Below are 26379 nucleotides of genomic sequence, written 5' to 3' on the forward strand. Positions count from 1 at the left end.
CGCCTGCGAGAGCGGCCTCAGCTCTTGCCGAGCGCGATGTGCCAGGGTTCGGCGCAGAGGCTGTAGAGCCAGCTCATGTGAAGCTTGCGGAAAATTTCCGGCATGCCGGCCACTTCCGAAGACAGGACCTTGAACAGCGGGCCAACCGCGATGGTGACCCGTGCATTCTCGCGGCTGACGGTGCGGTGCAGCCATGTCTCCTGGTTTTCCTTCAACATTCCCGCCAGCAGAACATCCACCTTAACGCCCGATGCATCGCGGTTCAGCATGACGAAATCGTGCCAGGGCGCGTGCGCCCGCAACCTGGCGAGAACCTCGCCGATCTGTGCGGCATCATCTCCCGCCACACCGATCCGCTTCGGCACCGCCATATAGGTCAGAAGCGCCATCACAAAGGCGACGCCGTCGATGGGCGCAGGCAAAGGCTCGCCATTCTCGTTGCGCGCGGCGACCCTCATTGCCTTGCCCTGCGGCAGAAGCAGGCAGCTTTCCAGAATCTGTCGGTAGGCATTGTCCTTGAGCGAAAGCTTGGCTTTTTCGAGAGTAAGAAAGGACAGCATCGTGTGCCCTTCACAGGCTGAAGCCCTGCCGCTGACCAATTCCAGCGCCCCATTCCAATCGAGATCACAGACGCGCAGTCCGTGAATATTCCGTTGCGATTCCGGCCGCGCGAAACCTGACGCGAAACTCATTGCCAACCCCCAAATGCCAAACCCATCGCCACCGATCCGACACATGGCCTGCGGGATGGCGGTTCATGGGTTTGTTATACAGGTGCAGGTTGAATTTAGCTTGAAAGCAATCTCTAGAATGCCTGGGGATGCGGCAAGAGACAATTAACCAGAAGGATGCCGCAATTCCCTATCCCGCCGACGCCCTCGCCTCCTGGTCGTCAGTGGCTTGGCGCCGCTTCTTTCCCGGCTTCGGCCTTCTCGCCCTCGACGAGCTTGACCGAACGGGGCGTGCCATTGCCGTTCTGCTCGCGGATGTCGGCTTTCGACAGATAATCGAGCTGTTCGATCAGCACATCCTCGACCACCTCGTCATCGAGCCTCTTGTTCAGCCCCTCGCGGATGCGCTGCTTGAAGGCTTCGGGATCGAAGGTGGAAATATTGGCGATATTGACCATGGAAGAACCCGCAAGCAGCGTGAACAGTTCATCGGTCATCAGCTGCGTTGCCGGCAGCTCGATCTTCGCCATCTTGGTCTTGTCGACACGCAGCGAAATACGGCTGAGGAAATAGCCGTTCACACCGCCATCATTGATGACGGGGATCGTGATGCTTTCGCCCTTGACCAGTTGCAGATTGGCCTTTTTCGCCCCCGCCTCATCCGGCGCGGGCGCCGTCGCCAACTGGACGGAGAAATACACCGCGCCGAGCGTGACGGCGCAAACCCAGACGCCAGTGAGAAGAAGCTTCAACATCAGGAGGCTGCGCCGTACATGAACTGTTCCTGCGAATAGGTGCCGTCCGTATCGGCTTCCTGGATGGCGTTCTTCAAGAGGTCCGCGACCGCGCGAACCGCATTCAGATGCGCCTCGACGCGGCTAGCATTGGTGGCGAGCTTGGACTTGATGCCCTTGACCTGCTCCATGTAACCGGCGGCGATTTCCTCGCGCGGCGTATCGCGGAACAGCATCGTCAGCTCATAGAGGCAACGGCTCTTGTGGGCGTTGGAGACCTTGAAGTCGAACTTGGGGTCCCTACCGATATTGTCGTTCTCGTTGTCGATGATCATCTCAAGGCGGCCGAGAACGGATTGGATACGGTGGTCGTTCGACATAAGGTCCATGCTTGTCTCCTCGTTAACGTTTTTCATTCTCAAGCCTCGTCCGTTTTCTCATTGGAAACGCCGAGAACCTGCCGCTCGAACTCCGCCACCATCCGAATTGCAGCATTATTGTCTTTTTCATTCATCGATACGTCGGTAATGCCTTTGCTTTCAGCCTTCCGAAGCGCATCCTTGTAAGCCTGTTCCGCGATGCCGACGCCGCCATTTCTGGAAATCGTGTCGGCAAACTGTTCGGCCATCATGCTCTTCCAGATCTCGCCGGCATTGCCCTTGCCGTAAACTTCCTCGCTGTCTTTCGGCAGCATGTTGGCCACGAAGGTCTGGAGAACCGAGGCTTCATATTTGCGGTATGTTTCCGGGATTTCGGTGCGGGCCGCGCGAATATTGGTGTCGCCGAGCCCAGCCTTCGAGGAGGCGCCATCCAGCATCTCGACTGCGGCGCCAAACCCCTTGCCGGCATCGGCAAGGCTGGTTGCGGCAAAAGCCGCCTTGTTCGCCTTGAGTTTTTCCTGGGCGACCTGAACTTCCTGTGGGTCCGCAGCGCGAACCACATCCATCACCAGATCACTTATCACCGATATCGCCACGTCCAGATCTCCCGAGCTGACGAATGGACGGAATAGAAAGCCGGCGCATCCGCTCAATCAAGAAACATCGCCGGAGACGTCCTCAAAAACGCCCGCGATGCAACAATGGGACAGATTATGGATCGCCAACCTTGCTGGAGGCTGGTGTGTGGGAAACATTCGTAATTTCTAACAAATCATAGATTGCATTATCGTCGGCCTCGCGGTCCTCAAGATCGCGCGCAAGGTGCATCCTGTCCTCGAGCCGGTCAGCCTTGGTCTTTTCCTTCAGGACCTTGTTTTCCTGAAATTGCTGAACGCCTTCAAGCTGGCGGTCCTGGACGACGAGACGGCCGTAGCGGTCCGAATAGTGCCGCGAGAATGTCTGGTGCACCGGTTCCATGGAACTCATGGCCTCCAGCACGTTCTCCATGGATTGCGCAACTTCCGCCCGTGTGCGGGTGGTATCGGCCAGTTCCACCTCGGCCATTTTTTCCATGTGCCGCTGGACGGTTACCAGACGCTTGAGTTTGGCCGAGCGCTTGTCCGAAGCCATCGCATTTCCCCCGATCAAAAGCCGATGAAGACCGGCCCGAAACCATCCACGAATTGGCGGATGAGGGCCGCAATCGACAAATAGAGCATGAAAAGACCACCCGCGAGAACGAAGGGTGTCGAGATAAAGAAGACCGGAATCTGCGGCGCGAGCTTGTTGATGAGGCCTACCGCGACGTTGAACATCAGGCCGTAAATCACGAAGGGGCTGGCAAGCCGCAGCATGATCGAAAAGGAGGCCCTGAGCGTGTCGGTCAGCGTAATCAGCATCTTCTGGCCGCTGATAAGCGCACCGACCGGCGTGGCGGTGTAGGAATCCACCAGCGCCTTGAGGACGATATGGTGGAAATCGAATATGAACAGAACCAGCAGACCGCCGAAGGTGATGAAGTTGGATATCTGGTTTTCCTGCACGTCTTCGATGACATCGGCACCGCCCGGCGCACTGAGACCGATGGAAGCCCCGATGAGCGCGCCGGTGAACTGGAAACCGAGAGTGTAGAACCGGGCGATCAGGCCATACATCGAACCGATGACGACCTCGGTGAAGATGAGGCCGACGACCGTGCCCTGGCTCGCGCCGGAAACTTTCGGATAGATCGTGTCCCACAGCACCGGCAGAAGCGCCATGGACACCGCGACGCACAGAAGCATGCGAATCTGCGGCGAAATGCGCGAGCTTGAAAAGCCCGGCATGGTCATGAAGCATGCGCCGATACGGCAAATGGCAAGGAACAATGCAATGATTGTCCCCTGCGGGTCGGTTATCATGAAATGGCGCCCAGAATCTTGATCTCGAGACCCTTGGCCAGTTCCACATGCGAAAGAACCGGCAGGGTCGCAAAGAGTCGCTCGATAATCATGCGCACATAGGACCGCGTTTCCGGCGAGGTTACAAGGACAAAGGGCAGGCCGCGATCCATGAATTCACGGATAACTTTCGAAGCCTGCTCCGAAAACTCCTCGAGATGGCGCGGATCGATGTCGAATTCGACGATTTCGCCCTTCTGGTCGCGCTTCAGCGCCTGATGGAAGACCATATCCCACTTGTTGCCGAGGCGCAGGACGCGCAACACACCATTGTCGGCCAGATCGCCGCAGAGCTGCTGCGACATGCGCACCCGCACATGTTCGACGATCTGTTCCGTCTTGCGCACATGCGGCGCAAGTTCGGCGACCGCTTCGAGGATGAGATGCAGGTTGCGGATTGAGACGCGTTCGGCAAGCAGCAGTTTCAGCACCGCCTGCAGGCCGGAATAGGACATGTGCGACGAGCAAATCTCGTCGGCCAGCTTCTTGTATTCGGGATCGAGCCTGTCGATGAGGATTTTAACGTCCTTGTAGGACAGGAGCTGCGGCAGGTTGTTGCGGATGACTTCGCTCAGATGCGTCAACACCACGGAGACGTTGTCGATCGGATGGAAGCCTTCGCGCTTCAGATCCTCGGTGAAGGTTTCGAGAATCGAGACGGCGGGCATACCGAAAGCGGGTTCGCGGATTTCGTCGCCGGGAATGCTCGGCTTGCGCCCTGCACCCGTCACGACAAGAACATCACCGACACGCAGGTTGCTGGATGCGATGGTCGTGCCGTGGACGCGGATCTGATAGGCTTTTTCCGGGATCATGATGTCGTCGGAAACCTTGATCTCCGGCACAACGAAACCGTATTGGGTCGCGAATTTCTTGCGCATCTTGCCGACGCGGAAGGCCAGTTCCTGATGCGCCCCGAGAAGGCGGGTGGAAACCTGCTTGCCGAGCGCCAGTTCGATCTCGGCCGTCTTCAGCACCTGCTTGACCGAATCCTTTTCCGCCTCGGTGGTCTGGAGAACCTTGTTCTCCTCTTCCTGACGCCGCAGCGCGCTTTCGGCCTCCGCCTGGCGCGGAATATACCAGCTGCCGAAGGCCATGATGCCGCCGAGGAAGATGAAGGGCAGGAAGGGAAGGCCCGGAATGATGGCGAGCAGTCCCATCAGCATGGCCGAGACCATCAGCGCGCGCGGATAACCGCTCAGCTGATTGACGACCGCCTGGTCCGTCGAGCCGGCGGTGCCGCCGCGCGAGACCAGAAGGCCGGCGGCCAGCGATACGATCAGGGCCGGGATCTGCGAGACGATACCGTCACCGACCGAAAGCTTGACGAAAACGTCGGCCGCTTCGCCGATGGGCATGCCGTGGCGGAAATAGCCGATGATGATGCCGCCGAAAATATTGATCGCGGTGATGATGAGGCCGGCAATGGCGTCGCCACGCACGAATTTCGAGGCGCCGTCCATCGAGCCGAAGAAGGAGCTTTCCTCTTCCAGCTCGCGGCGGCGGCGCTGCGCTTCCTTTTCGTCGATGATGCCGGCGGACAAATCCGCATCGATCGACATCTGCTTGCCGGGAATCGCATCCAGCGTGAAACGCGCGCCGACTTCGGCGATACGCGTCGCACCCTTGGTGATGACGATGAAATTGACGGTGATCAGGATCAGGAAGACGATCAGACCAATCACGAAATCGCCGGACATGACGAGGCTGGAGAAGCCCGCAATCACGCCGCCCGCCGCCGTCGGCCCTTCATTGCCGTGGGAGAGAATAACGCGCGTCGTCGCGATGTTCAGCGACAGGCGGATCATCGTCGCGATCAGCAGCACGGTCGGGAAGGACGAGAAATCCAGCGGTCGCTGAATCCAGAGCGCCACCATGAGGATGAGGACCGAAAGCGCAATCGAAAAGGCCAGACCGATATCCACCAGCATGACCGGAATGGGCAGGAAGAGAACGCAGAGGATCGCCACGATGCCCAGTGCGAAACCGATGTCACGCGTGCTCGGACTGACCTTGGGCAGGGAGATGACTGGTGGTTGCGCCATAAATTCGTCCTGTCTCTTCATGAGAAGGGCGACGGAAAAGCCGCCGCACGGTTCCGTAACAACGGTTTTCGAAAAGCGCACGCAATTCGGCCCGATGCTTTCCGCCTATCCCTAGCGGCTGAAGCTTGCGCGAAGGTGGCATCCGCAGCGGACGGCGTCAGAAGCCGGACTGGATGCGGGAAAAGACGAGATTGGAAAAGAGCGATATCTGCGCGCCCACGAAGGGGGCGGCAACGCCGAGCACGAGCATGATCGTAACGATCTTGGGAACGAAGGTCAGCGTCATTTCCTGAACCTGGGTCAGGGCCTGAATGAAGGCGATGACGACACCGACGATCATGGCGGCGAGAACCGCGGGACCGGCCGCGACGAGAACCGTCCAGACAGCCGCCTGCATGATGTCAAGCGCATCGGCCTCGTTCATCGTCGCATCCTCAATCCGGAAAGGCGGCGTCATGCCGCCTCTTCAATGTCAGGAACCGGTCGCGCTATCCGAATCGGTTCCGCTATCAGATGTACTCGTAATCGGGCCGTTGGAGAAGGTCACGCCGGCCTGCAGCAGCACCTTGTCACCAGCTTCGGTGATGGCGACAACGCCGTCCGAATAGACCTCGACTTCCTTCACCACGCCGGTGACGGTGTCGTCGGCGCTCTTGACCGTCTTGCCGACCAGATCGGAGGCGCGCGTCAGGGCTTCCGCCTGCAGCATGCTTTTCAGATGGGTGTTGGTCTTGATGGTCTGCTCGACCTGCGAGAAGCTTGCGAGCTGCGACATCTGCTCGCCGGCATCCATCGGGCTGGTCGGATCCTGGTTCTTCATCTGGGCGATGAGGAGCTTCAGGAAGCTGTCGTAGTTCAGCGACGCCGCGCTGCTGTCGGAGCTGCTCGCCCCGGCATTGGCCCAGGGATTTGACGCTGCCGAAGTGACTGCATCTACCGCCATGGTGCGATCTCCTTGCGAATCTGTTCGATCGTTGCGGGGGTCATTTCCTGATTGTTGAGGATTTTTTCCTCGATCGGGTAGAGACCGCGAATGGCCTTCAGCGCTTCGAAAGCCTTGCCCGAGGCAACCAGCCCGTCGATCCGCTTGAGTTCCGCCAGAACCTCGTCATGCTGGAAGCAGTTCAGCAGCATGCTGACCGACTTGCGGAACATGTTGGTGGACTGTTCGCGCCCTTCCGGGTTGATGAGGATCATCTGCGCGATGAAATAAAGCTGTCTGAGCGGCGTCGTCGCCTGATCGGGCTGCAGGACGTGGTTTTCAAGCAGGAACGTGACATCGTTCAGGAATTCGAGCGCCACCTTGCGATCCACACGCAGAACCGCGCCGTTGATAAAAATCTTTTCGCCCGATTTCAGCGAAATCCGAAGTGTACTTTTCATTTCAGTCCATCCCTGATGATGGTTGTCACGTCAATTATGCCCTGGAAATTCGTCGACTGACGTTTCCGGATCAGTTCGCACTCTTTCAATATCCAGATCGCGATGGAAATCAGATTGGCCCTGAGCTCCATGGCAAGCTGGTTGTCGGGTTGCTTGAGATCCTCAATGAAGCGGATCCAGACCCGTCGAGTGTAAAAAAGCGCCTCGATCGTGTGGCGCTGCGAAGAGGAATCCCTTGCCTCCACCAGAAGGTCGATCGATTTTGTCAACGCCTGCCGCTCGCGATCCTTCGCGTTGGCGACACCATCCTCCATGATTTCGGCGTAGGAAAACTGGTACATTCATGTATCCTTTATCTGCCGCCACCCCTGTTCATCAGAGGTAGTTCACCAGACTCATTTTTTGCAGACGCGACGTGAGGCTGTATGCGATTTCAATCTGCTGCTGCAGCAGATCGAGGCGGGTCTTCGCCTCGTAGGTATCGATCCCCTCAATATCCAGCAGATGCGTTTCGATGATCTTCTTCTGGGCTGCCAGCGAATCATTGGCCTTCGAAACGCGGCTTTCGGAAAGGCCGAGCTGGCTTTGCTGCTGGTTCAGGCCACTGATGGCGGTGCCGATATTGGTCACCGACTTGGTCGCCACCATTTCGCGAACACCGCTATCCACCTTTTCGTCGAGGAAGGTCATCGCCGTCATCGCCGTCAGTGCAAAATAACGCATGCCCTGCGAATTGCTGTTGCTGGAGGTTTCCACGACCTCGTTCTGGCTGATGCGGCTCGTCATGTTGGTGTCGCTCGCCTTGGAGCCGAAGGTCGTCCAGAAATCGTAGTTCTGGCCGGCCGTCAGGCTGCTATGGGGCGGGTTCGTTACCGTCGTGGTGCCGTTGAACACACCTTCAATATGGGTCATGAAGGCTTCGGCCTGGGTCTTGGACAGGCCGGTGATGTCGCCAACCGCCGGCGTCTGCGCCGCCATGAATGCGTTCAGCTCGGTCTCATAGGCTTCCTTCAGGGCAGACCCTTCAGCGAAATAGTCATCGACGGGCTTCACATCCGTATTGATGCCGGAGAACAGAAACTCGCCATTGACCGCCGTATTGGCGAAGCTGGTGAAATTGTTGAACGCATTCGAGATGGTTTTGGCAACCGTCGTCAGCGTCGGCGCTTCGCTGCTGGTGTTGGGGACGAGAACCTTCTGAATTTCCTGTGCGGCCTGCGCCATGCCGTCCAGCGCCGTCTGCGAGGATTTGAGGCGTTGCGTTGCAATCGAATTGACGCTCACCAGCGAAGAGATGCGGTCGATATCGCGATTGAGATCGAGGCTGCGGGCGGTGTTGGCGCCCAGCGTCACGCCGAGATCGGCATGCTTGCCCGTCGTCAGCTCGGTATTGAGATTGGTCATCTCGAGCTGAGCCTTGAGGATGGTGCTGCGCATGCTGTTCTGCATCGCCAGCGATGAAATGAATGACGTTTTCATCGTTTACCTCACCATGTCCATCAGGGACTTGAGCATTTCGTCAACGGTCGTCACCAGTTTGGTCGCGGCCTTGTAGGATTGCTCGATATCCATGAGCAGCGACAGTTCCTCGTCCAGGCTGACCGCCGTATTGTTCGAATAGGACGTGGCGGAGCGCTCATAAAGCGCGCTTTTCGCTTCGTTGGCAGACGTCGCGCCGGAACGTTCCTGTTCGAGCCACCCCATCGAGTTGGTGCCGTATTTCAGGATGCTGGTATTCGTATCGATACGTGTCGACGCGGCAAAATTCATGGGCGCGTCGAAAGCAGTAACATAGCTGCGGATCAGCTCGGAGAAACCGGTTCCCCCCGACGCTGCGGTATTGATCACGTAATCGGTACCGTTGATACCGCCGTCACGCAACAATTCCGGATTGCCACCTTTGGAAATAATTAACGCCGGGTTGACGGTAATACTGGCCGCGAGCCCGGGAGAGACAATCCCGTCTGCCGGAATGGTCGTCGCCGCCGGCGAGCCGTAGGTGAAGAGACCCGGCATATCCGGCAGGCCGCTGGTCGCGTCGGCCGGCTTTTCCGCAAACATGGTGATGAGGCCGCGGGCGATTTCGTCGAGCTGGCTCTGCATCGTCGGCGCCAGATCGTCGCGAACCTGCATCAGGCCCTGAAGCGAGCCCTCAGACGTCGTGTTGCTGCCGCTTCCTGCCTTCAGCGCTACGCCATCGACATAGATTGCGTTGCCCGTGGTCGTCGCATCAAAGCCCGGCTGCGTCTTGAAGGTGACGCTGCGCGGCACGACTTCGAACAGCGTCGCACCATCCGTCGTATAGAGCGCCACATCGTTGTTGGGACGATTGACGACATTGATGCCGATGATGGAGGAAATATCCTTCAGAAGCGTCTCGCGCTGATCGAGAGCGTCGCTTGGATCGCCGCCGATCGCCGTCTGCGCCTTGACCTCGTTATTAGCTTCCTCGAACTTCGCAAGCAGCCCGTTCAGCTTGTCGACCTGAAGGGCGATTTCCTTGTCGGCGCGCAGACGCATCGCCTGCAATTCGTTCGAGGCCTTGTTCAGGGAACTGGCGACATCGGTGGCCGAGGTGACGGCCGTTGCGGCCAGAGCGGCATCGCTCGGCTTGGCGGCGTAAGCGTCCAGGCTCTTCAGCAGTTCCTTCATATAGGTGGCCGGCGAACTCTCATAATCGTTGCCGCCGAAAATGCTCTTCATTTCCTCAAGACCGGTCAGAACCGTGCTCTGGCCGGAAGCGAGAGAAGAGCTGGAAATCGTCTGCCTGAGAAGACTTTCATTCTGGGCACGGCCGTTGGAGACGATACTCGCTCCAGCCATGGTCGTGCCGAGAATGGCGGTTCGCTTGACGTAGTTAGCATTGCCGACATTGGCAATGTTCTTGGAGGTAACGTCCGTCTGCTTACCTGTATTATTGAAAATCGACTGCGCAGTATTCATTGCTGACGTGAGCGACATTCATCTGTCCTCGTGAGAAGTATTATCTCTTCAGATTGATCAGGACGTCCATCAAATCCGATCCAGTCTGGAAGACTTTCGAATTCGCTGTGTAGATACGCTGGGATTCAATCATGTCGGTGAGTTCGCTGGCGATATCGACGTTCGAGCCTTCCAGCGCACCCTTCTGGATGTAACCGAAGCTGCCCGTCTGCGCGAAGCCGATGGTGACGACACCCGACTCGTTGCTCGGCAGATAGACGTTACCGTTCTGCGGGCTGAGATTGTCGACGCTCGGCACCGTGGCCAGCGCCAGCTGGTAAATATTGCGGCGACCGCCATCCTGATAGACCGCCGTCACCAGGCCATCCTTGCCGATTTCGACGTCCTTGATCTGGCTTGGGCCGTTACCGTTCAGAACAGCGGTGCCAGGCGTGAACTTCGAGGAGAACTGCGTCATCTGCGACAGATCGATCTCGATCGCCTGCGCCACGCCGCTGTTGCTGTCGTTAATCGTGATCGAGCTATCCGATCCGCTGGTGAGCTTGTTGGTGGCGGGATCGAAGGTCAGGGTGACCGTTTCCTTGACGAGCGTAGCCGGCGCGGTTGCCGTATAGGGGAAGCCGCCATCCGTCGACTGATCCTGACGATAAACCGACACTTCCCACTGAGGATTGCCGGACGCATCGTTGTCAATCCGCGTGTAATAGAAGTCGTAAAGAACCTTGGCACCGCCGCTGTCGAACGCCGTGAGCGACGTCTTGCTGCCAACCGTCGACGTTGCGAGGTTGTCACTCGGACGAGATCCCGCGGCAACGATTGCCTCATCACGGTTAAGGTTAGCCGGGAAGCTGCCCTGCGTGGAGGGAGACGCCGTCAGACCGAAGTCATTGATATTGATGGCCTCAAGACCGGTAAAGCCGTTGACGACCGCAGCCGGCGGGTTGGCGCCGTAAGGGTAACCCATCAGCATGAAGCCTGCCGCATTCTCCAGATAACCTTCCGAATTCTTCTGGAAGGAGCCGGCGCGGGTGAGGTAGGGCGTGCCTGCACCGTCCTGAACCACGAAGAAGCCGTTGCCCTGAATGGCAAGGTCGGTGCTCGAGGTGGTGTAGGAGAGGTTGCCCTGCTCCGAAATGCTGTAGCGAACGTTGGACTGCACGCCGCCGGACGCATAGCTGCCCGACGAGGAGGGCAGAACGAGCGAGGAGAACGACGTCGATGCGCGCTTGTAGCCGGTGGTGCTTGCGTTGGCGATGTTGTCGCCCACGGTTCCCAGCTTGTTCGCCTGCGCATTCATGCCGGACACACCGGTTCGCATAGTGCCGAAAATACTCATTCAAAAACCCTCGTGGTCATCTTTCAGGGAGAAGGTAAAGCGTTTGGCTTGCGTGAAGCTGTCGGAAATACCGCGTTTGAAAAAGACCACGCGGGTCAATGAAAATCATTGCCAATCAATGCTGTAGCCGAGGAAACGTTTGGAATCGACCGGATCGTAGCCAAGCTTCTTGCGCAGCTTCTTGCGCAGCTTGCTGATGTGGCTTTCAACGACGTTTTCTTCGACGTCGTCATCGAAGATGCCGTAGATGGCATTGAAAATCTGCGCCTTGGAAACGCGGCGTCCGCGATTGGCGATCAAATATTCGAGGATGCGGCGCTCACGGCGCGGCAGGGGGAACACTTCACCACCCACTTCCGGGTCGCGGCCATCGGAGAAAACCCGGATCGGCCCGGCATCGGTGAAGTTCGAGATGACCTGCAATCGGCGACGGATCGCCGCCGCACGTGCAAGGATTTCACGGGGGTGTACCGGCTTGCGCACGACGTCGTCGACGCCGCTGTCGAAAAGCGCCAGCGTCGATTCCAGCGAGGGCTGGTCGCTGACCGCGATCACCGGGGCCGTCGTGCGATCCCTGATCGCCTTCGGCAAAGAAAAGCTCCGGTCGCCCTGGCCGATCAGGAAGGCTTCCACAGCCGCAAGATCGCTTTCCGCCGCCGTCGAGACCCACTCCCCGAATTCGACCGGATCGAACCCGGTCGAGGGAATGCCCTCACGCCCAAATAGAGATGTATAGCCGTCTTTAACGAGCTCGCGCTCATCAACCACTACGATCATTCGTCCGCCTCCGAATCAGTGTGGTGTTTTCCAATGTGGCATTGGTACGAATCGGGCGATTCAGGGACAACTGTAGGAAATCATCGATAGATATTAATAATTGATTAACCATTTTGTGCCGATTTGATCTATATATAGTGGGTATTAACCATATATGGCACAAAATTTTTGTGTAGAAATTTCAAAATTCCGAAAAAACCGCTTGAAATGCCTTTTTTCGATCAATCTATCGCCACATTTCAAAATACGAGTCATGCGGTGCCTGAAAGCAATTTCAGGTTGTCAACCGTCGCAGAAATTTTTCGCGTTGGCAGTCCATTTCCCGTAGCCCGTCGCCACCAGATTGGCGATGACACGGCAGACATATTTCTTCTGTGCCGGATCATTGTTGGGGCCGGCATGATAGCGGGCGACCGCCATGGTCCAGGTTTCATGCCTGTTGTGAAGGTTGCGCAGAAACATGGCGGCATATTCCACATTGCGGCGCGGATCGAACATTTCCCGCGCGGATGCGAAGTTTTCGCCATGGAAATAATGATTTATCTGCATGCATCCGAGGTCGATCAGCTTGGCGCCGTTGCGCTTTGCCGCCTCAAAAGTGGTCAAAGCCTCCTCTGTGGAGGAGGCAAATACCGGTTTTCCCTCGATATTCATGGCGTTGGGGTCGAGACGCCCCTTGCGGCCCGTTTCGGTCAGCCCCACCGAATAGAGAATTCCCTCCGGCACGCCATATTTGCGTGCCGCCGACTGGATCTCTCTTTCGCAGACACCTGACGTTGCCGAAGCGGACGCGTTTTCAGAGGTAGACGCCATTGTCAGCAGAAGAGCGGGCAGAGCCAAGAGCGCCATCCATGCCTTCATTATGCACCCCCAAATTATCGCCATTGCCTTGCCGGTCGCCCCGTGCTCCGGACTCGTCACGGTTGCGCCCGGCGGCGGCCTGCTGACCCTGCTGCTGCGCCTGCTGATTTTGCTGATTGTTGCCTTGTGTGCCCGTTTGGTCACTCTTGTCGGAAGAAGCGATGCTGATGGTGATGTTATCGACCGTCAGACCCTGTGCCTTGAGGCCATCGAGGATGCTCTTGCTGTCTTCCTGGAGCTTTTTATAGGCTGCAACACTCTCCACCGTCATGTGAACGGCAAGCTCGTCACCGGCAAGACGCAGCGACATTGTCACCGATCCAAGCTCGATCGGCGTCATGTGCAGCTTCAGCGTATGGACGACCTTGCCGGTGCTGCTCTGGGCCGCCGCATTGGAGAGCGACGAACCGGGCTGCATGGCGCTCACCCATTCCGGATCGTTGACGATCAGGCCGGTCAGGGCCGACGCGTTGGTCGAGGGCGCCAGGCCGATGAACCGCCGCGAATCGAGAACAGTTATGGTGTCGGCCGCCTTGCCGGTGCTTTCGCGTGCATCGAACTCGACACGGCCTTCACGCTGAACGGTGCTCATATCCAGAGCCCGCGCCGCGCCTGAGCGCGGAGACGAAAAACGGAATGCCGAGGCATCCCCCTCGTTTTCCGAAGCAGAACCCTCCTCATTACCGGCTGGTGCGATCCCTGTCGGCATGTCCTTGACCGAATGCTCGACCTTGCCCCGGACAGGTTCAGCACGGTCTGATTTCACCGCGTCGGCCTTGCCGGCAATCGCCTGTGCAATTTCCTCAAGCGGTGTCTTGGCCGTCGCCATATCGGCGGCATTGCCCGTCGCTAGCTGTAGTGCCGCCAGCTTCGGATCGATCGCATCGTCCGTCACCTCGGCGTCCTTGTCGGCGTCGTCCTTGAGCTTCTTGCCGGGCTTGCCGCTTTCCGGCGTTGTGCGGGCCGTTTTCACGGCGCTCTGAAACTCGGCCACCGTCTCCTGGGCACGACCTTCGCCGGCATGCTCGTTAACGATCACATTGAGAAATGTTGCGGGCCGCTTGACCGGGACATCCATCTTTTCCGCCTCGCCATCGGGCTGCGGCTGCTGCTCTTCAGCCGGGCTCTCGTCCTGCTGATGCCGCGAATGCAGCGCCTGCGGCGGGCGCTCGTCCCGAACCGTGGAAAGGGCATCGCCGAAACTGCCGCCCTTGGCGTCGTCCCTGACTCTGGCGCTGCCGGCGCGCGGATCGGATGGCGGCGCATTCATTATCGCGTTGATGGTTGCGTCGATCATGGTGCCCCCTCGCCTTTCTTCAACAGGCTGTCGATTTCATCGAGCTTGCTGCGACCGCTCGTCACGAGTTGCCGCACGTTGTCGCCCTCATCGTCAGCCTTCTGGGTTTCGACCCGCCATATGCTCCTTGCATCGGCAGCGTTCGCTTCGTTTTCGGGCGCATTCCGCCCGGTGTCCTTCGTGGCCGCAGTGTCGGCCTCGACACCGGACTGCGGGGAAGGAGGACGAACCACCTGCTCGGCAATGGCCCTTGCCGCCTCCCGCAAGGCCCTGTCCCGATCCGAAAGCTGCGCTTCGGGAATCTGCCCTATTGTCTCGATTGCGCTCACCACATCCGGCGTGCCGATGTTGGAAAGGCTTTCATAGAGATTTGCCTGCACTTCCGGCTCACCCGGCAGCGCAGGAGATAGCGCCTTCGCCTTCAAAGCCGCCATGCGCGCCAGCGAATCCTTGCCGCTGATTGCCGCGAGGCGGGAAAGCCGCAGATAGGCTTCCTTCTGCCTCTCTGTATCCATCATGGCGAAGGTTTCCTGTATCGCCTCCTCCCCGATGGAATCGGCGCGCTTGACCACCAGCGAGACCAGAAGGTCCGCAAACTGGCTGGCATAGGGCGAATGCAGGAACCGGCGCGCATAACGCTGCGCATAATCGACGCCGCGTGCCGCATCGCCGTCCTCGACCGCAATGGCGAGCGAACGGCGCAATGCCGCCTCCTCGACGATGGTACCCGGCGCTTCGAGCCGGGCGATATCGTAAAAACCAAGCGCTGCCAGCGGATCGCGCGGGATCGTCACATTACCGCCGATCAGCGCCAGATAGGCGCCAATCCGCTTGCCGCGATATTCCGGCACCATGGCCGCAATGCTCTGCGCGACAAGCGTTCCCTTGCCGGAGAGGTATTTGCGCAGGATATCGGCAACGCGGCTGTCGAAATTGCCGTCCACATCGCGCGCGACCAGCAGTTCCAGCGTGGCCGGATTGCCGCCGCTCATCGCATAGATGAGCGCCGCATCGACATTGCGCGGATCCTTGAAGATCGCCGAAGGCGCGCTCTTCAGCCGCTCATCGATGGTCTGGAGCAGAAACCGCTGCATTTCCGAAGCGGAATGGTCGCCCATGGCGACCGAATCCTGCACGAATTGCAGGGAGCGCAGCATGGAATAGGGCATGAGATTGTCTGGCGACTGCGAAAACGCCCTGCCCGGCTCGGAGCCGAGACCGCAAAGCGTCGCCGCAAGAAGAAGCCAGCGTTTCGAGGTTTTCGTCACACTCACCCCCGATCGGCCTCAAGCAGAATTTCGATGCGGCGGTTGGCGTCCGCCAGAGGGTCCGCCGGCACCTGCAATCTGCGGTCCGCAAAACCCGAGACCTGCTTTACCCGCTCTTCCGACAGGCCGCCGCGCACCAGCATGTAATAGGCGCTGTGAGCGCGATCCATGGAAAGCCGCCAGTTGTCATTGGCCTCGCCCTTGAACTGCCGCCCGTCGGTATGGCCGCGTATCACCACGCTGCCGCCGCGCTCCTGAAGCAGTTTGCCGATTTTTTCCATGGCCAGGACCATTTCACGCCGGGGAACGGCCGATCCGATATTGAACATCGGCGTTTCCGTCTGGTCGGAAATGGTGAGCAGCAATCCGCCTTCGGCCGGCGTTACCACCAGACCTTCGGAAAGCTTGCCGGTAATGCCCGATATCTGCTTCTCGATCTCCTCGCGCAGCGTGTCGGCCTTTTCCCAGTCGGCGTCGCTGGCCTTTTGCTCTGCATCGCTCGCCTGGCGCGGCTCATCCGGCTTTGGCTGCGCAAGCGCTGCCTGCTCGGCCGCATCCGGACGCTGCTGCGGCACAACGGCGGCGACTTCCATCGGTTTGCCGTCTTCCGTCTTGTCGGCCGGTGTCTCGGACGCCTTGAGCGCGACCGCCTGAGCGTTTTCGGCCGCATCCTCCTGTTTGCTCTCGGTGACTTGCTGCTGTTCAACCGGTTTCTGCGGCTGATCGGCGCGAGTGATTTTCACCTGCTGGGTCCAGAAATCGGGATCGAACGGATCGCGATAGGCTTCACCGCCGCTTGCGCCCGTCGCCGGGCCGGAATCGGCGGCGCCGCCCTCGCCCTTGGCGCTGACATTGGCCTGCTGGCCCACCTGCTGGGCGATTTCCGCCAGCACTGAATAGGGATTTTCGAAAAAGTCCGCTTCGGAGAAGTTCGACTGCTCACCAGTTTGCGAGGTCAGGTCTTCGCCCGTCGCCGCGGCGGAGCCTTTGGTGACCTTTTCCGCCTGGATGTTGGACTGGTCCTTCTTCTGGACGCCCTCTTCCTTGTCCACCGGCTTTTCCAGCCCCTTGGACGAGGGTTTCTCATCGGACAGCTTGATCGGATTGAAATAGCTGGCGACCGAGGCCTTGGTTTCCTCATTGGCGGCATTGACCAGCCACATGACGAGGAAGAACGCCATCATCGCCGTCATGAAGTCGGCATAAGCGATTTTCCACGCACCGCCATGGGCGCCATCATGACCGCCCTTGTGGCGCTTGACGATGATGATCTCGTTTTTACCGTGGTGGTGATTTTCGCCTTCACTCATTTCATCACCTTGCGAAGACTGGACGCCCAGGCGGACATGCGCGTCACGAACACGCTTTCACCCAACTCGACGGAAAGATCGATATCGGTGGTCTCGGTAAATTTCATCGTTTCTTCTTCAAAGCCCGGCTGCGTCTTCAGCCGCTCGAACAAATCTTTCGGGCCTTTCACGACAAGCGTGACCACTTCTCCATCCGGCATGGCGCTACGCACCACATCCGCCAGCGCCGAGACCGCCTTGAGCGACAGCTTTTCCGTCAGGACCGGAGCAAGGATATTGGCGGTCTGTTCGCTGAGATTGGCCGCAATCGCGTCGATACCCTCGCGCAGACCACGGGACAGGGAAGACGCGATTTCTTCGAGGTGCCCCGAACGCAGGGCCTCCAGCTCGGCCGCATGGGCGGCGATCAGCTCTTCCCGCTCCGCCTGCATCTTCTCGGTGATCTCGCGGGTAGCATCTTCGCGGCCGCGGTCATAGGCCGCCTGTTTCTCGCTCTCCACATCGACGGGAGCAAATTCGTCGAAACCGGAAGCGCCATCGGCAAAACCGGACAGGAAATCTGTGTCGGCCAACGGGTCGCCGAAGGCATGCGCCGCCGGTTGCGGTTGCGCTTCACCGAAGTCCTTGAGAAACCGTGCGATGGACGCGCTCATGCCTGCCCCCGGCAAAACAGGAGAAAGGGGCCAGATATGTTTCGTTGCCCGCGCGAATCGCAAAAGCCTCGCCGCATTTCCGGACGGAAAACCGGGGTCCACTTTTCCTGGAAATGCTCTAAGCCGTTTGGCGGCACCACCGTCATCCTTGCTACCCTGCCCGTCTCTTCCACGTTTCCCGGCCGGATCACGCCATGCGATCCGCCCCATATTGACCCGACGTTAGGTGTTCAAACTTGTGCGAGGATGAAGGCGGGCTCGATCAGGAAGCCTGCGCCCATTCATCCCCGCGCGCCCACACGCCGGCCAGACCCGTTACTTGAAGAGCTGGAGGATATTTTCCGCATTGGCGTTGGCGATGGAGAGCGCCTGGATGCCGAGCTGCTGCTGCGTCTGCAGCGCCTTCAGCCTGGTCGATTCCTCGTTCATGTCGGCATCGACGAGACGGCCGATGCCCTTGTCGATCACATCCATCAGGCTGGAAACGAAGTTGTCCTGCATACTGATGCGGCTCTGCAGCGAACCCAGGCTGGAAGCCGTGCTGGTCATCGCCTCCAGCTGCCCGTCGACGAAGGACATCATCATGTCGATGGCGTCTGCGTCGGTATAGGTCGTGCCGCCGCCGGCAAAACCGCCCATGGCCGCGGCAACGATATCGAGATTGCCGAGATCAAGGGTGGAGACGGAAAAACCGAGGGAACGATCGGCGGACGCCGCTCCGCTGCTGGTATCGTAAAACCAGTCGTTGCTGCTGGTGTCGCGATAGGCAGGAGAAACGGTGGTGCCGCCGCTCGACGGATCCGTCCCCGTCACCTTGACCCATACATTTTCGGCAAGGCGGAGGTAATTGGCGGTGCCGTCGCTATAGACATTCGGATCGGTATTCGTATCCGTCGTCGCGGCATTCAGCGCGCCGATTTCTGCGTCGGTGAGCTTCGGTACGACAAAACCCGCCTGCGTCGCCGTGCCGGCGGTCGTCGAGGTCTGGGTGACTTCATATTCCGTCTTGCTGACGAAAACGGCGTTTTTGTCGAGAATACCGAGCTTTCCGCCACTGAGGTCGAAAAGGACGGTGCTGCCGTCGAGCGTGTAGTCAACGGTCGTGACCCCGACATTGCCCGAGCCTGTGCGGGTGAAGGATGCAACGACCTTTTTGGTGATCGATTCTTCAACCGGCGGCGTGCCACCGTTGCTGATACTGGCCTGCAGCCAGTTTTCACCCGAGAAGGAAGCCGATTCGGAGATGCTCTTCAGCTGTTCCTGAAGCTGCTTGATTTCATCCTGAATCTTGCTGCGGTCGGCGCCCACGCCATAGGCGGCAACGAGCTTGGCCTTGATCTGCTTGACGACCTCGATCGTGCTTTCAAGCGCGTCATAGGCGGTGTCGACCTTGGCGGCGCCCAGACCCAAAGCATCCTGCACGGCCGAAAGCGCATTATTGTCGGAGCGCATCGTCGTCGCAATGGACCAGTAGGCCGCGTTGTCCGCCGCAGTCTCGACACGATAGCCGGAGGAGACGCGCGCCTGCGTCGTTTCCAGATTCTTGTCGATCATCCGCAGGGTTTGCAGCGCGGCCATTGCCGCCGCATTGGTCAAAATGCTGGTCATGGGGTCCACCCAACTCAAAATTTAAGAAAAAATCCGGCGCTGTGCCGACAACGAGCAGGGGCATCATGCGCATCGGCAATGGTCTGAACCGACCACCGCGACCTGCCGTTCGTTAACAAATCGTTAATGCGATAGGTAACAAACAACGAGACTGATTTGCAAGGCGTTCCTCGCTTTCGCAGCCGGGTTTCGCATAAACCGGCAGGCTTCAGGCAAGCTCGGGTTAAAACGCAGCGGAACGAGGCCGTTGCGCCCGCGATTTCGGCGCGCGCAACGGACATGACGGAAATGGGGAGCGGGTGATGCGATTAAGCCGCTTCGCCCTGACGGGTGGGCACGAATCGGGCAGCCGTCAGGCTTTGACGAAGAAACTCGGTGTTCTCGTCCGGGTTTTCGGAAGGATTCTGAAACGAGACGTGATTGATCTCGATCGCCGCATGTTCGTTGGCGAGCGTCAATCGCGCATAGACCGTGGCGCCCTTCGGCTTCAATTCAAGATCGAGGACGATCTCAGGCGCGCCTTCCCATTCGAGCTTATACTCGCCGCCGGCGCCGAAATTGATCGTACCGGGATGATAATAAAGCTCCGCAGCCGATGAAACGAGGTCGGCGATACTGCCGTAGCACTCGAATCGGAGCAGCGAAATCAGGTCGGCCGGGTCTAACAATCGAAGTTCGGTGGCGATCGGGTTGATCGCCTCTGCGACGATCATTTCCCGCTGTTCGGAATAGGCGGATTTTTTCATTGGTTTTATTGAACCCGTATTTTCGATGACTTCATGGCGTAAACTCGATGAACGAGCTCAGCCACAGCCTTGTAAAAGACTGGTGGAATCACACTATCTACCGAGACTTGCGCAAACATGGAGCGTGCAAGCGGCGGGTCTTCAAAAACGGGGATATTGTTTTCTTCCGCAATCTCGCGGATTTTCAATGCGATAAGGTCCTGACCCTTGGCGACGACAACAGGTGCGTCGCCTTCCTCGCGAACATAACGCAGCGCCACCGCAAAGTGTGTCGGGTTGGCGATGACAAGTGTGGCGCGCGGCACATTGTTGATCATGCGGCGGCGGGCACGGTCGCGGGCGATGGAGCGCTGGCGGGATTTGACCACGGGGTCGCCCTGCGACTGCTTGTATTCTTCCTTCACCTCATGCTTCGTCATCTTCAGCTGGCTGAACCAGTGATGGCGCGTCCACAAAACGTCGACGGCGGCAAGCAGCGCGGTCGAAAGCAAAATCACGACCATCATCTTTTTGACGATCTCGACGACGCGGACGAAAATCACCTGCGGATCGGAGAACATCAGATCGATGAGGCTGTAAAAATCGCCACGCAGGGCAAGGAACATGATGACCGAGACGATCATGATCTTGAATACGGATTTGCCGAATTCAACGAAACCCTGCTTGCTGTAAATGCGCGTGAAGCCCTTCGCCGGCGAGACGCGCGACCATTGCGGACGCACCCGCTCAAGCACCGGCGACGGCAGGTTCTGGAAAAACGACGAGGCAAGCCCGAAGACGATGAACATGATCATCGCCGGCATGAGCAGATAGGCCATCGAGGTGCCGAGAAAATACAATAGCGACAGGGCATCCGGCCGGGTGCTGAGGTCCCACTGTTCCGGCTGGCCGAACAGGTCCTTCAATGTGACGCCAAGACGACCGGCGCCATCGGGCAGGAAGAAGACCAAGTAACAGTAAAAGGCAAGCGACGAGGCAAAGATCGGCACTTCGCGGGAAAAGGGAAGATTGCCCTTTTCCGCCGCATCACGGAGTTTTTTCTCCGTCGGGGCTTCTGTTTTACTGTCCTTGTCCTGATCGTCTGCCAAGGCACGTCCCCGGGATCAAAAAAAGGCCCGCCGATCCCGGCAGGCCGTCATTCCCGAAACTAGCGTCCGTGACCGGCCATCGCAATGGCCGCTTCCGCCGTAAGAGCGGGTTATCAACCGGCTTCCGCTCAAGCGGCGGCCGGTTGGTCCTCCGCGGAGGCTTCCTTCAGCTGGATCTGGCCGGAATTGGCGAGCCGGATCGCTTCCTGCGCGACGGCGCGGCGTGCAATCGCCACTTCGCGGGTGTTGATCGAGGCCTGCGGCACCGCAAGATCCGATTCGATCATGCGGCGCTGGCGCGGGCTGATGCTGGAGAGCACGCATTCCTTGATTTCCATCGTGGCGCCGCGCAGCGCCATCGTCAGAACATCGGCCGAAACATCGTTGAGCAGCAGGACGCGGCTGCGCTGCGGCATGAACATGAGGTCGTCGAAGAGGAAGATCTTCGGCTTGACCTTGTTTGCGGCTTCCTTGCTGAGCGTCTCGAGCGAGCTGAGCAGCGTATCGACCTGCGGCTTGTCCAGTTCGTTCATCAGATCGGCAACCTTCGTGGAACCGCCGGCATTGCGCTCGGCTTCGATTTCGTTGATGAGGTTGACCACACGCTTCTCGATGATCTGGGCAGCCGTGGGGCTGACTTCCTTCATGTTGACGGTGCGGTTCATGATATCGGCCCGCTGCTCTTCCGGAATAGTCAGGAGAACCTTGGCACCGAAGGACGAGGGCAGCATGGAGAGAATATAAGCGATGGTCTGCGGATGTTCGCGCAGCAGGAACTTGCCGACGAATTCCGGCTCGGCTTCCTGCAGGCGGTCCCAGATCGATGCTTCATAGGCCTGGAAGGCGGCGCGGCGGCCGAGAAGGCTGTCCACCTCTTCAGGGGTGAGGCCCTCTTCGAGAATGCTCTCGATTGCCTTGGCATTGTCCATCAGGCCCGTTCCTTCGGTGAACAGGTCCTCGAACTCGGCTACGATCTGGGCAAGCTCATCGGGAGGAATGACGCGCAGGGTCTGGGCCGAGGAAATGATCATCTGCAATTCGTGCTGCGTGAAAAATTTGAGCAGCTTGCCGGCGACGCCCTTGCCCATGGCAAGAAGCACCGCGGCCGCCTTGTCGGCCTGAGACAACGGTTTCCCTGCCAGGGGGTTACCGAAATCCTCGAAGTCCATCATGGTCTTTCCTCTCCGTCGCCACAGGGATCAGGCTTTTCGCGTACTCAGTACTTCAATCAATTTTACGCCGAAGCGCGTATCGTCGTCTTCCAGAACCGTTATTTCACCGCGCGCAATACGGCGGCCATTCACCATGATTTCGACCGGCTCGCCGATCTTGCGGTCGAGTGCGATCGTCGCTCCTTCTTCAAGGCTCATCAGCCCCGAAACGAGCATCCTGCTGGTGCCGAGAACGATCTGAACATCGATCGGGATGTCCATGATCATTTCCATGTTTTCGGACAATCCGCTGCCAAGCGGCGCCTTCACGCCCGCAACCTGCGGGGCGGTGGCAAAATCATCCATCCCAAAATCGGCCGTTCCGCCACCGAAAGCGGAAAGGTCGGTATCCGTCGAAACCTCGTCCGTGCTTCCGAAATCGCCGAAGTCGCCGAAATCGGAGAGCGAACCTTCCGCATCCGTCTTGAGGACGCCACGCAGATCGCCGATAGCCTGGTCGAGGTCGCCGCCGTCTTCAAACGACGGCAGCGCCGCATCATCGGTCACAGGTGTTTTCTTCGTAGCCATGCGCTGATTATTCCCTTTGAAACTTGCGTCAGCCTGCCCAGAGCCCGAAAAGGCCAGGCAGGATTTAACCCATCAAATGTCGTAAGATCTCGTCGTCCGTGCTGACATTGTTCTTCACCCGAACCATGTAGCGGTCGCCGGACTTGCCGAATTCGCAATTGTAGAGCTTGGAACCGTTGGCGCTGACCTCGACGCCGATATCGTCCTGCTTCAGAGACTGGAACGGAATGACATCGCCGGCCACCAGCTTCGAGATCGTCCGCAGCGTCAGCGTTTCGAGCTTGATGCGCGCCTCGAGCGTGACCTGCGATCGCTTCACCTGCTCCGAAATCATCTCCATCCATTCCTCCTGCTTCTTCATCGCCTGGGCTGAAGCCTTGGGGGCAACGATGGAGGTCTTGAGCAGGGGGCGCTGCGGCACGATCAGCGAGAATTCCGACGATACCTTGCCGATATCGATCTTCAGGCGGATGGTCACGCCGTAAAGGCCGGCGATCATCTCGTCGAAGGCGCTTTTACCGTTGGAATTGAAGGGCGGATCGATAGCCGCCTCAAAACCGCCCGGCGCGTTGACACCGGAGCGCAGGACACCCGCGATGCGGCCGAGAACCATGGCCGCGAGGTCGAGCTCGATATGGGACAGGCTGCGCTCGTCCGGTTCGCCGATGATGTCCGGCGACGCGCCCAGCATGCGCTCCATGAGCGCGATGACGAAGCCGTTGCCGACCGTCATCATGAAATTGGGGCACCAGTTGCGCAGGGAACAATCGGCAACCGCGACATTGCGCCCGACATTGGCGATCAGGTCGGTCATCAGTCCCGATTCGGAACCGACATATTCGACGTCGATCGCGATGCCGGTCTCGCTGTGGAAGATATCAGGCAGGAATTCGCTGTAGAGATGGCCGATATCGGAACCGATCTTGGCGATCGTCTTGCGGTCGGACAACCCTCCCGTCAATTTTGCGAGCAGGGCGGTGTCGATGGCGGGTGCTTGTTGCGCTGCAGCTTTTGCCATCGTCATGCCGCCTTGTTTTCGCCGCCGGGGTTCATCATCTCCTGTTCGACGGCATCAATCGACGGCCGCTCGTAGTTGGAGATGGTCTTGCGGCCGTATTCGAGCGCGACCTGTGGCACCGAGCCGTTCATGTAGGCGATCAGCGTCTGCTTGACGATGATATAGAGGCGGTGCTGCTTGGTGCGGACGATCTTGACCTGCGACGCCAGCGGGTTGCAGATCGAATAGGACAGGATGATGCCGAGCATGGTGCCGACGAGCGCGGCGCCGATCAGGCCGCCCAGCACTTCCGGCGATTCGTTGATCTTGCCCATGGCCTTGATGACGCCGAGAACCGCCGCGACGATACCGATGGCAGGGAAAGAATCGCCCATGGTGGTGATCGCGTGATAGGGTTTCAGCTTGTCGTTCAGGATAGTCTCGATTTCCTCATCCATCAGCGCCTCGATTTCGTGGCTGCGGGCGTTGCCGATGATGATGAGGCGGACATAGTCACAGATGAACGAGGTCAGTTCCTTGTTTTTCAGAACCGAGGGCGCGCTCTGGAAGATCGAGGATTCTTCCGGATTGTCGATATGGGCCTCGATCTCGTTGCGCGATTTCGTGCGCAGATCGCGCATCAGCGAATAAAGCACGCCGAGCACGTCGAGATAGTTTCGCTCCTTCGGGACCGAATGCTTGAAGGCCTCGCCGAGCGCCTTGCCCGAGTCCTTCACGACCTTCATGGGGTTCGCCATGATGAAGCCGCCGAGACCGGCGCCGCCGATGATCATCAATTCGAACGGCTGAATCAGCACGTCCAGATGACCGCCCATCGCCATATAGCCGCCGATGATGCAGCCGAAGGTGATTATAAGTCCAATTACAATATTCATTGATCGACCACGCCCGAACAGTGTTCCATGCCGCCATGTCTAAAAAATGTGGCTTGCGTGAACCTGTCCGCAAAGCCTCTCCCGCCCTGCTGCCTCCAGCCAGTTTCGCACAAGCAAGCCACGGCACTATGCCGGCAAAGGCGGACGTGCGCCTTGAGATCGGGATCAAACGAGAGCGGCGGTTCAGTGACTTCCACCTACACCAGCTACAGACTGATCAGTCAGGATATCGGCAAATCGCTTGAGCGGGTGTCGGAGCAGCCCGACGTGGCGCGCGAGACCGAATATTATCGCGCGAAGATCGGCGATGTGAAATCCATCGACGACTTCATGGCCGATACACGCCTTTATAATTACGCGCTGAAAGCCCACGGGCTCGAGGACATGGCCTATGCGAAGGCTTTCATCCGCAAGGTGCTGACGGAAGGCACCTCGGACAAGGACGCCTTCGCCAACAAGCTTTCCGACAGCCGTTACGCGGATTTTGCGAAGTCGCTGGATTTTGCCGGCCTGGGGGCCGCGGCAACCTCCACCGACGCCGCCAAGTCGGGCGTCATCGGCAAATACACCCGCCAGACGCTGGAACAGGAAGCGGGCGACGACAATAACGGCGTCCGGCTCGCCCTTTATTTCGAACGCAAGGCGTCGACCATCACATCCGGCCTCGACTTTCTGGCGGACGATGCGCTCGCGCAGGTGTTTCGCACGGCCTACAACCTTCCCGACGAGTTTGCCGCCGCCGATGTCGACAAACAGGCGGCGCTCATCGAAAAAACCATCGATATCAAGGATCTGCAGGATCCCGAAAAGGTCGGCAAGCTGCTCGAGCGTTTCACCATCATGTGGGAAATGCAAAACCCCTCGACGACCTATGACCCTCTGGCCGTTTTCGGCTCCTCCAGCGGCTACGGCATTTCCCCCGACCTGCTGATCTCCATCAACTCCCTGAAACTCGGAGGCAAATGATATGCAATCCGGACTATACGTCGCCCTGTCCTCGCAGATCGCGCTGGAGCGCCGTCTCACCACCATTTCCGACAATATGGCGAATGTGAACACGGTCGGCTTCCGCGGTTCCGAAGTGAAATTCGACGAAATGGTCGCCAAGAACCACAATGACATGAATGCCCGGGTGGCCTTCGTTTCGCAGGGCAACGACTATCTTTCCACCCGTCAGGGCGCTTTCGAACAGACCGGCAATTCCTTCGATTTCGCCATCAAGGGCGACGCCTGGTTTTCGCTGGACACGCCCGACGGCCAGATTCTCACCCGCGACGGCCGTTTCACCATGCGTCCGGACGGCGCGCTCATCTCCTCGAACGGTTATCCCGTTCTCGATGCCGGCGGCGGTCCGATCCAGCTCAATCCGAATGGCGGCCCGATCACCGTCGGCCTCGACGGCGCCATCCGGCAGAACGAAAACATCGTCGCTACCCTCGGCATCTTCCAGGCGGATTTCTCGCAAGGGTTCCTGCGTCATCCCAATAGCGGCGTGAAGCCGGTGGCCCAGCCGGTTCCGGTGGTCAACAATCATGAAGTCGGCGTCGTTCAGGGTTATCTCGAACAGTCGAACGTCAACGGCATTTCCCAGATGACCCAGCTCATCCAGGTCAACCGCGCCTTTGAAAGCATCTCTTCGCTGATGCGCGATACCGAATCGACCTTCGGCGAAGGCATCAAGACGCTTGGCGGCGCGCGTTGAGGAAC

29 protein-coding genes are annotated in these 26379 nt (G+C 58.8%); 2 read left to right on the plus strand and 27 right to left on the minus strand.

Annotated elements, in window-relative coordinates; all coding sequences use genetic code 11:
• Positions 1 to 17: 17 nt before the first annotated feature.
• From ACQZ5G_RS07255 to motA, 27 genes are all read right to left on the minus strand, one after another.
• A complete protein-coding gene (locus tag ACQZ5G_RS07255) occupies positions 18 to 692 on the minus strand; it encodes a WecB/TagA/CpsF family glycosyltransferase (protein ID WP_448737300.1) in 675 nt (224 codons plus the stop codon).
• Between the two features lie 200 nt (positions 693 to 892).
• The gene (locus ACQZ5G_RS07260) at positions 893 to 1426 is read right to left on the minus strand and encodes a flagellar basal body-associated FliL family protein (protein ID WP_004432561.1); all 534 of its coding nucleotides are present in this window, start codon (positions 1424 to 1426) and stop codon (positions 893 to 895) included.
• Positions 1426 to 1794 (minus strand): hypothetical protein, encoded by a 369-nt coding sequence (locus tag ACQZ5G_RS07265; RefSeq protein ID WP_448737299.1) that lies wholly within the window; start codon positions 1792 to 1794, stop codon positions 1426 to 1428. Before ACQZ5G_RS07265 ends, ACQZ5G_RS07260 begins: the two co-directional genes overlap by 1 nt.
• Positions 1795 to 1823: 29 nt before the next feature.
• Positions 1824 to 2381 carry a rod-binding protein gene (locus tag ACQZ5G_RS07270; protein WP_035236043.1) on the minus strand — a complete coding sequence of 186 codons (558 nt, stop codon included), beginning with the start codon at positions 2379 to 2381 and terminating at the stop codon, positions 1824 to 1826.
• Between the two features lie 115 nt (positions 2382 to 2496).
• Positions 2497 to 2916, minus strand: a complete 420-nt coding sequence (locus ACQZ5G_RS07275) for a hypothetical protein (protein ID WP_004432556.1) — start codon at positions 2914 to 2916, stop codon at positions 2497 to 2499.
• Between the two features lie 14 nt (positions 2917 to 2930).
• Positions 2931 to 3686: a flagellar biosynthetic protein FliR gene (gene fliR / locus ACQZ5G_RS07280; RefSeq protein WP_004432553.1), complete on the minus strand. Its 756-nt coding sequence runs from the start codon at positions 3684 to 3686 to the stop codon at positions 2931 to 2933.
• Positions 3683 to 5770 (minus strand): flagellar biosynthesis protein FlhA, encoded by a 2088-nt coding sequence (gene flhA / locus ACQZ5G_RS07285; RefSeq protein WP_004432552.1) that lies wholly within the window; start codon positions 5768 to 5770, stop codon positions 3683 to 3685. The genes fliR and flhA overlap by 4 nt, the downstream gene beginning before the upstream one ends.
• Positions 5771 to 5927: 157 nt before the next feature.
• On the minus strand, positions 5928 to 6194 hold the full coding sequence (fliQ, locus tag ACQZ5G_RS07290) for a flagellar biosynthesis protein FliQ (RefSeq protein WP_003503352.1): 267 nt from the start codon (positions 6192 to 6194) through the stop codon (positions 5928 to 5930).
• A gap of 48 nt (positions 6195 to 6242) precedes the next feature.
• Entirely contained in the window at positions 6243 to 6713 is a 471-nt protein-coding gene (gene flgD, locus ACQZ5G_RS07295) for a flagellar hook assembly protein FlgD (protein WP_020812913.1), read from the minus strand.
• Complete coding sequence (flbT, locus tag ACQZ5G_RS07300) at positions 6704 to 7153, minus strand: flagellar biosynthesis repressor FlbT (RefSeq protein ID WP_004432543.1); 450 nt, start codon at positions 7151 to 7153, stop codon at positions 6704 to 6706. Before flbT ends, flgD begins: the two co-directional genes overlap by 10 nt.
• Entirely contained in the window at positions 7150 to 7494 is a 345-nt protein-coding gene (gene flaF / locus ACQZ5G_RS07305) for a flagellar biosynthesis regulator FlaF (RefSeq protein ID WP_004432537.1), read from the minus strand. Before flaF ends, flbT begins: the two co-directional genes overlap by 4 nt.
• Before the next feature lie 34 nt (positions 7495 to 7528).
• On the minus strand, positions 7529 to 8632 hold the full coding sequence (locus tag ACQZ5G_RS07310) for a flagellar hook-associated family protein (protein ID WP_448737298.1): 1104 nt from the start codon (positions 8630 to 8632) through the stop codon (positions 7529 to 7531).
• A 3-nt stretch (positions 8633 to 8635) separates the two neighbouring features.
• Positions 8636 to 10114, minus strand: coding sequence for a flagellar hook-associated protein FlgK (flgK, locus tag ACQZ5G_RS07315; RefSeq protein ID WP_174056189.1), 1479 nt, complete (start codon positions 10112 to 10114; stop codon positions 8636 to 8638).
• 22 nt (positions 10115 to 10136) lie between these two features.
• Positions 10137 to 11432, minus strand: a complete 1296-nt coding sequence (locus ACQZ5G_RS07320) for a flagellar hook protein FlgE (RefSeq protein WP_035263923.1) — start codon at positions 11430 to 11432, stop codon at positions 10137 to 10139.
• A gap of 105 nt (positions 11433 to 11537) precedes the next feature.
• Positions 11538 to 12209 (minus strand): response regulator transcription factor, encoded by a 672-nt coding sequence (locus tag ACQZ5G_RS07325; protein ID WP_004432529.1) that lies wholly within the window; start codon positions 12207 to 12209, stop codon positions 11538 to 11540.
• Between the two features lie 282 nt (positions 12210 to 12491).
• Complete coding sequence (locus ACQZ5G_RS07330) at positions 12492 to 13058, minus strand: lytic transglycosylase domain-containing protein (protein ID WP_035236040.1); 567 nt, start codon at positions 13056 to 13058, stop codon at positions 12492 to 12494.
• Entirely contained in the window at positions 13006 to 14367 is a 1362-nt protein-coding gene (gene fliK / locus ACQZ5G_RS07335) for a flagellar hook-length control protein FliK (RefSeq protein WP_448737297.1), read from the minus strand. The genes ACQZ5G_RS07330 and fliK overlap by 53 nt, the downstream gene beginning before the upstream one ends.
• Entirely contained in the window at positions 14364 to 15641 is a 1278-nt protein-coding gene (gene motC / locus ACQZ5G_RS07340; protein ID WP_448737296.1) for a chemotaxis protein MotC, read from the minus strand. Before motC ends, fliK begins: the two co-directional genes overlap by 4 nt.
• The gene (locus tag ACQZ5G_RS07345) at positions 15638 to 16945 is read right to left on the minus strand and encodes a MotB family protein (RefSeq protein ID WP_004432522.1); all 1308 of its coding nucleotides are present in this window, start codon (positions 16943 to 16945) and stop codon (positions 15638 to 15640) included. Before ACQZ5G_RS07345 ends, motC begins: the two co-directional genes overlap by 4 nt.
• Complete coding sequence (locus ACQZ5G_RS07350; RefSeq protein WP_448737295.1) at positions 16942 to 17598, minus strand: hypothetical protein; 657 nt, start codon at positions 17596 to 17598, stop codon at positions 16942 to 16944. Before ACQZ5G_RS07350 ends, ACQZ5G_RS07345 begins: the two co-directional genes overlap by 4 nt.
• Positions 17599 to 17913: 315 nt before the next feature.
• Complete coding sequence (locus ACQZ5G_RS07355) at positions 17914 to 19206, minus strand: flagellin N-terminal helical domain-containing protein (RefSeq protein ID WP_004432519.1); 1293 nt, start codon at positions 19204 to 19206, stop codon at positions 17914 to 17916.
• Between the two features lie 308 nt (positions 19207 to 19514).
• On the minus strand, positions 19515 to 19952 hold the full coding sequence (locus ACQZ5G_RS07360) for a hypothetical protein (RefSeq protein WP_004432518.1): 438 nt from the start codon (positions 19950 to 19952) through the stop codon (positions 19515 to 19517).
• A 5-nt stretch (positions 19953 to 19957) separates the two neighbouring features.
• Entirely contained in the window at positions 19958 to 21040 is a 1083-nt protein-coding gene (gene flhB / locus ACQZ5G_RS07365; protein WP_004432517.1) for a flagellar biosynthesis protein FlhB, read from the minus strand.
• A 128-nt stretch (positions 21041 to 21168) separates the two neighbouring features.
• The gene (fliG, locus tag ACQZ5G_RS07370; RefSeq protein ID WP_004432516.1) at positions 21169 to 22212 is read right to left on the minus strand and encodes a flagellar motor switch protein FliG; all 1044 of its coding nucleotides are present in this window, start codon (positions 22210 to 22212) and stop codon (positions 21169 to 21171) included.
• A 27-nt stretch (positions 22213 to 22239) separates the two neighbouring features.
• Positions 22240 to 22779 carry a flagellar motor switch protein FliN gene (gene fliN, locus ACQZ5G_RS07375; protein WP_448737294.1) on the minus strand — a complete coding sequence of 180 codons (540 nt, stop codon included), beginning with the start codon at positions 22777 to 22779 and terminating at the stop codon, positions 22240 to 22242.
• 64 nt (positions 22780 to 22843) lie between these two features.
• Positions 22844 to 23803 carry a FliM/FliN family flagellar motor switch protein gene (locus tag ACQZ5G_RS07380; RefSeq protein WP_448737293.1) on the minus strand — a complete coding sequence of 320 codons (960 nt, stop codon included), beginning with the start codon at positions 23801 to 23803 and terminating at the stop codon, positions 22844 to 22846.
• Positions 23800 to 24672: a flagellar motor stator protein MotA gene (gene motA / locus ACQZ5G_RS07385; protein ID WP_004432509.1), complete on the minus strand. Its 873-nt coding sequence runs from the start codon at positions 24670 to 24672 to the stop codon at positions 23800 to 23802. The genes ACQZ5G_RS07380 and motA overlap by 4 nt, the downstream gene beginning before the upstream one ends.
• Before the next feature lie 186 nt (positions 24673 to 24858).
• On the opposite strand from motA, the gene ACQZ5G_RS07390 reads away from it, so the two are divergent.
• Together ACQZ5G_RS07390 and flgF are read left to right on the plus strand one after the other, a co-directional pair.
• Positions 24859 to 25638, plus strand: a complete 780-nt coding sequence (locus ACQZ5G_RS07390) for a DUF1217 domain-containing protein (RefSeq protein WP_004432508.1) — start codon at positions 24859 to 24861, stop codon at positions 25636 to 25638.
• Position 25639: 1 nt separating this feature from the next.
• A complete protein-coding gene (flgF, locus tag ACQZ5G_RS07395) occupies positions 25640 to 26374 on the plus strand; it encodes a flagellar basal-body rod protein FlgF (RefSeq protein ID WP_004432506.1) in 735 nt (244 codons plus the stop codon).
• The last annotated feature ends 5 nt before the right edge of the window (positions 26375 to 26379 follow it).

It is taken from the genome of Agrobacterium sp. 22-214-1 (assembly GCF_053522465.1).

What these genes read in the sequence shown, in the direction of transcription:
- ACQZ5G_RS07255 (WP_448737300.1), bottom strand. Translation starts at nt 692, where the DNA reads ATGAGTTTCGCGTCAGGTTTCGCGCGGCCGGAATCGCAACGGAATATT.
- ACQZ5G_RS07260 (WP_004432561.1), bottom strand. Translation starts at nt 1,426, where the DNA reads ATGTTGAAGCTTCTTCTCACTGGCGTCTGGGTTTGCGCCGTCACGCTC.
- ACQZ5G_RS07265 (WP_448737299.1), bottom strand. Translation starts at nt 1,794, where the DNA reads ATGGACCTTATGTCGAACGACCACCGTATCCAATCCGTTCTCGGCCGC.
- ACQZ5G_RS07275 (WP_004432556.1), bottom strand. Translation starts at nt 2,916, where the DNA reads ATGGCTTCGGACAAGCGCTCGGCCAAACTCAAGCGTCTGGTAACCGTC.
- fliR (WP_004432553.1), bottom strand. Translation starts at nt 3,686, where the DNA reads ATGATAACCGACCCGCAGGGGACAATCATTGCATTGTTCCTTGCCATT.
- flhA (WP_004432552.1), bottom strand. Translation starts at nt 5,770, where the DNA reads ATGGCGCAACCACCAGTCATCTCCCTGCCCAAGGTCAGTCCGAGCACG.
- fliQ (WP_003503352.1), bottom strand. Translation starts at nt 6,194, where the DNA reads ATGAACGAGGCCGATGCGCTTGACATCATGCAGGCGGCTGTCTGGACG.
- flgD (WP_020812913.1), bottom strand. Translation starts at nt 6,713, where the DNA reads ATGGCGGTAGATGCAGTCACTTCGGCAGCGTCAAATCCCTGGGCCAAT.
- flbT (WP_004432543.1), bottom strand. Translation starts at nt 7,153, where the DNA reads ATGAAAAGTACACTTCGGATTTCGCTGAAATCGGGCGAAAAGATTTTT.
- flaF (WP_004432537.1), bottom strand. Translation starts at nt 7,494, where the DNA reads ATGTACCAGTTTTCCTACGCCGAAATCATGGAGGATGGTGTCGCCAAC.
- ACQZ5G_RS07310 (WP_448737298.1), bottom strand. Translation starts at nt 8,632, where the DNA reads ATGAAAACGTCATTCATTTCATCGCTGGCGATGCAGAACAGCATGCGC.
- flgK (WP_174056189.1), bottom strand. Translation starts at nt 10,114, where the DNA reads ATGTCGCTCACGTCAGCAATGAATACTGCGCAGTCGATTTTCAATAAT.
- ACQZ5G_RS07320 (WP_035263923.1), bottom strand. Translation starts at nt 11,432, where the DNA reads ATGAGTATTTTCGGCACTATGCGAACCGGTGTGTCCGGCATGAATGCG.
- ACQZ5G_RS07325 (WP_004432529.1), bottom strand. Translation starts at nt 12,209, where the DNA reads ATGATCGTAGTGGTTGATGAGCGCGAGCTCGTTAAAGACGGCTATACA.
- ACQZ5G_RS07330 (WP_035236040.1), bottom strand. Translation starts at nt 13,058, where the DNA reads ATGGCGCTCTTGGCTCTGCCCGCTCTTCTGCTGACAATGGCGTCTACC.
- fliK (WP_448737297.1), bottom strand. Translation starts at nt 14,367, where the DNA reads ATGATCGACGCAACCATCAACGCGATAATGAATGCGCCGCCATCCGAT.
- ACQZ5G_RS07345 (WP_004432522.1), bottom strand. Translation starts at nt 16,945, where the DNA reads ATGAGTGAAGGCGAAAATCACCACCACGGTAAAAACGAGATCATCATC.
- ACQZ5G_RS07350 (WP_448737295.1), bottom strand. Translation starts at nt 17,598, where the DNA reads ATGAGCGCGTCCATCGCACGGTTTCTCAAGGACTTCGGTGAAGCGCAA.
- ACQZ5G_RS07355 (WP_004432519.1), bottom strand. Translation starts at nt 19,206, where the DNA reads ATGACCAGCATTTTGACCAATGCGGCGGCAATGGCCGCGCTGCAAACC.
- ACQZ5G_RS07360 (WP_004432518.1), bottom strand. Translation starts at nt 19,952, where the DNA reads ATGAAAAAATCCGCCTATTCCGAACAGCGGGAAATGATCGTCGCAGAG.
- fliG (WP_004432516.1), bottom strand. Translation starts at nt 22,212, where the DNA reads ATGATGGACTTCGAGGATTTCGGTAACCCCCTGGCAGGGAAACCGTTG.
- fliN (WP_448737294.1), bottom strand. Translation starts at nt 22,779, where the DNA reads ATGGCTACGAAGAAAACACCTGTGACCGATGATGCGGCGCTGCCGTCG.
- ACQZ5G_RS07380 (WP_448737293.1), bottom strand. Translation starts at nt 23,803, where the DNA reads ATGACGATGGCAAAAGCTGCAGCGCAACAAGCACCCGCCATCGACACC.
- motA (WP_004432509.1), bottom strand. Translation starts at nt 24,672, where the DNA reads ATGAATATTGTAATTGGACTTATAATCACCTTCGGCTGCATCATCGGC.
- flgF (WP_004432506.1), top strand. Translation starts at nt 25,640, where the DNA reads ATGCAATCCGGACTATACGTCGCCCTGTCCTCGCAGATCGCGCTGGAG.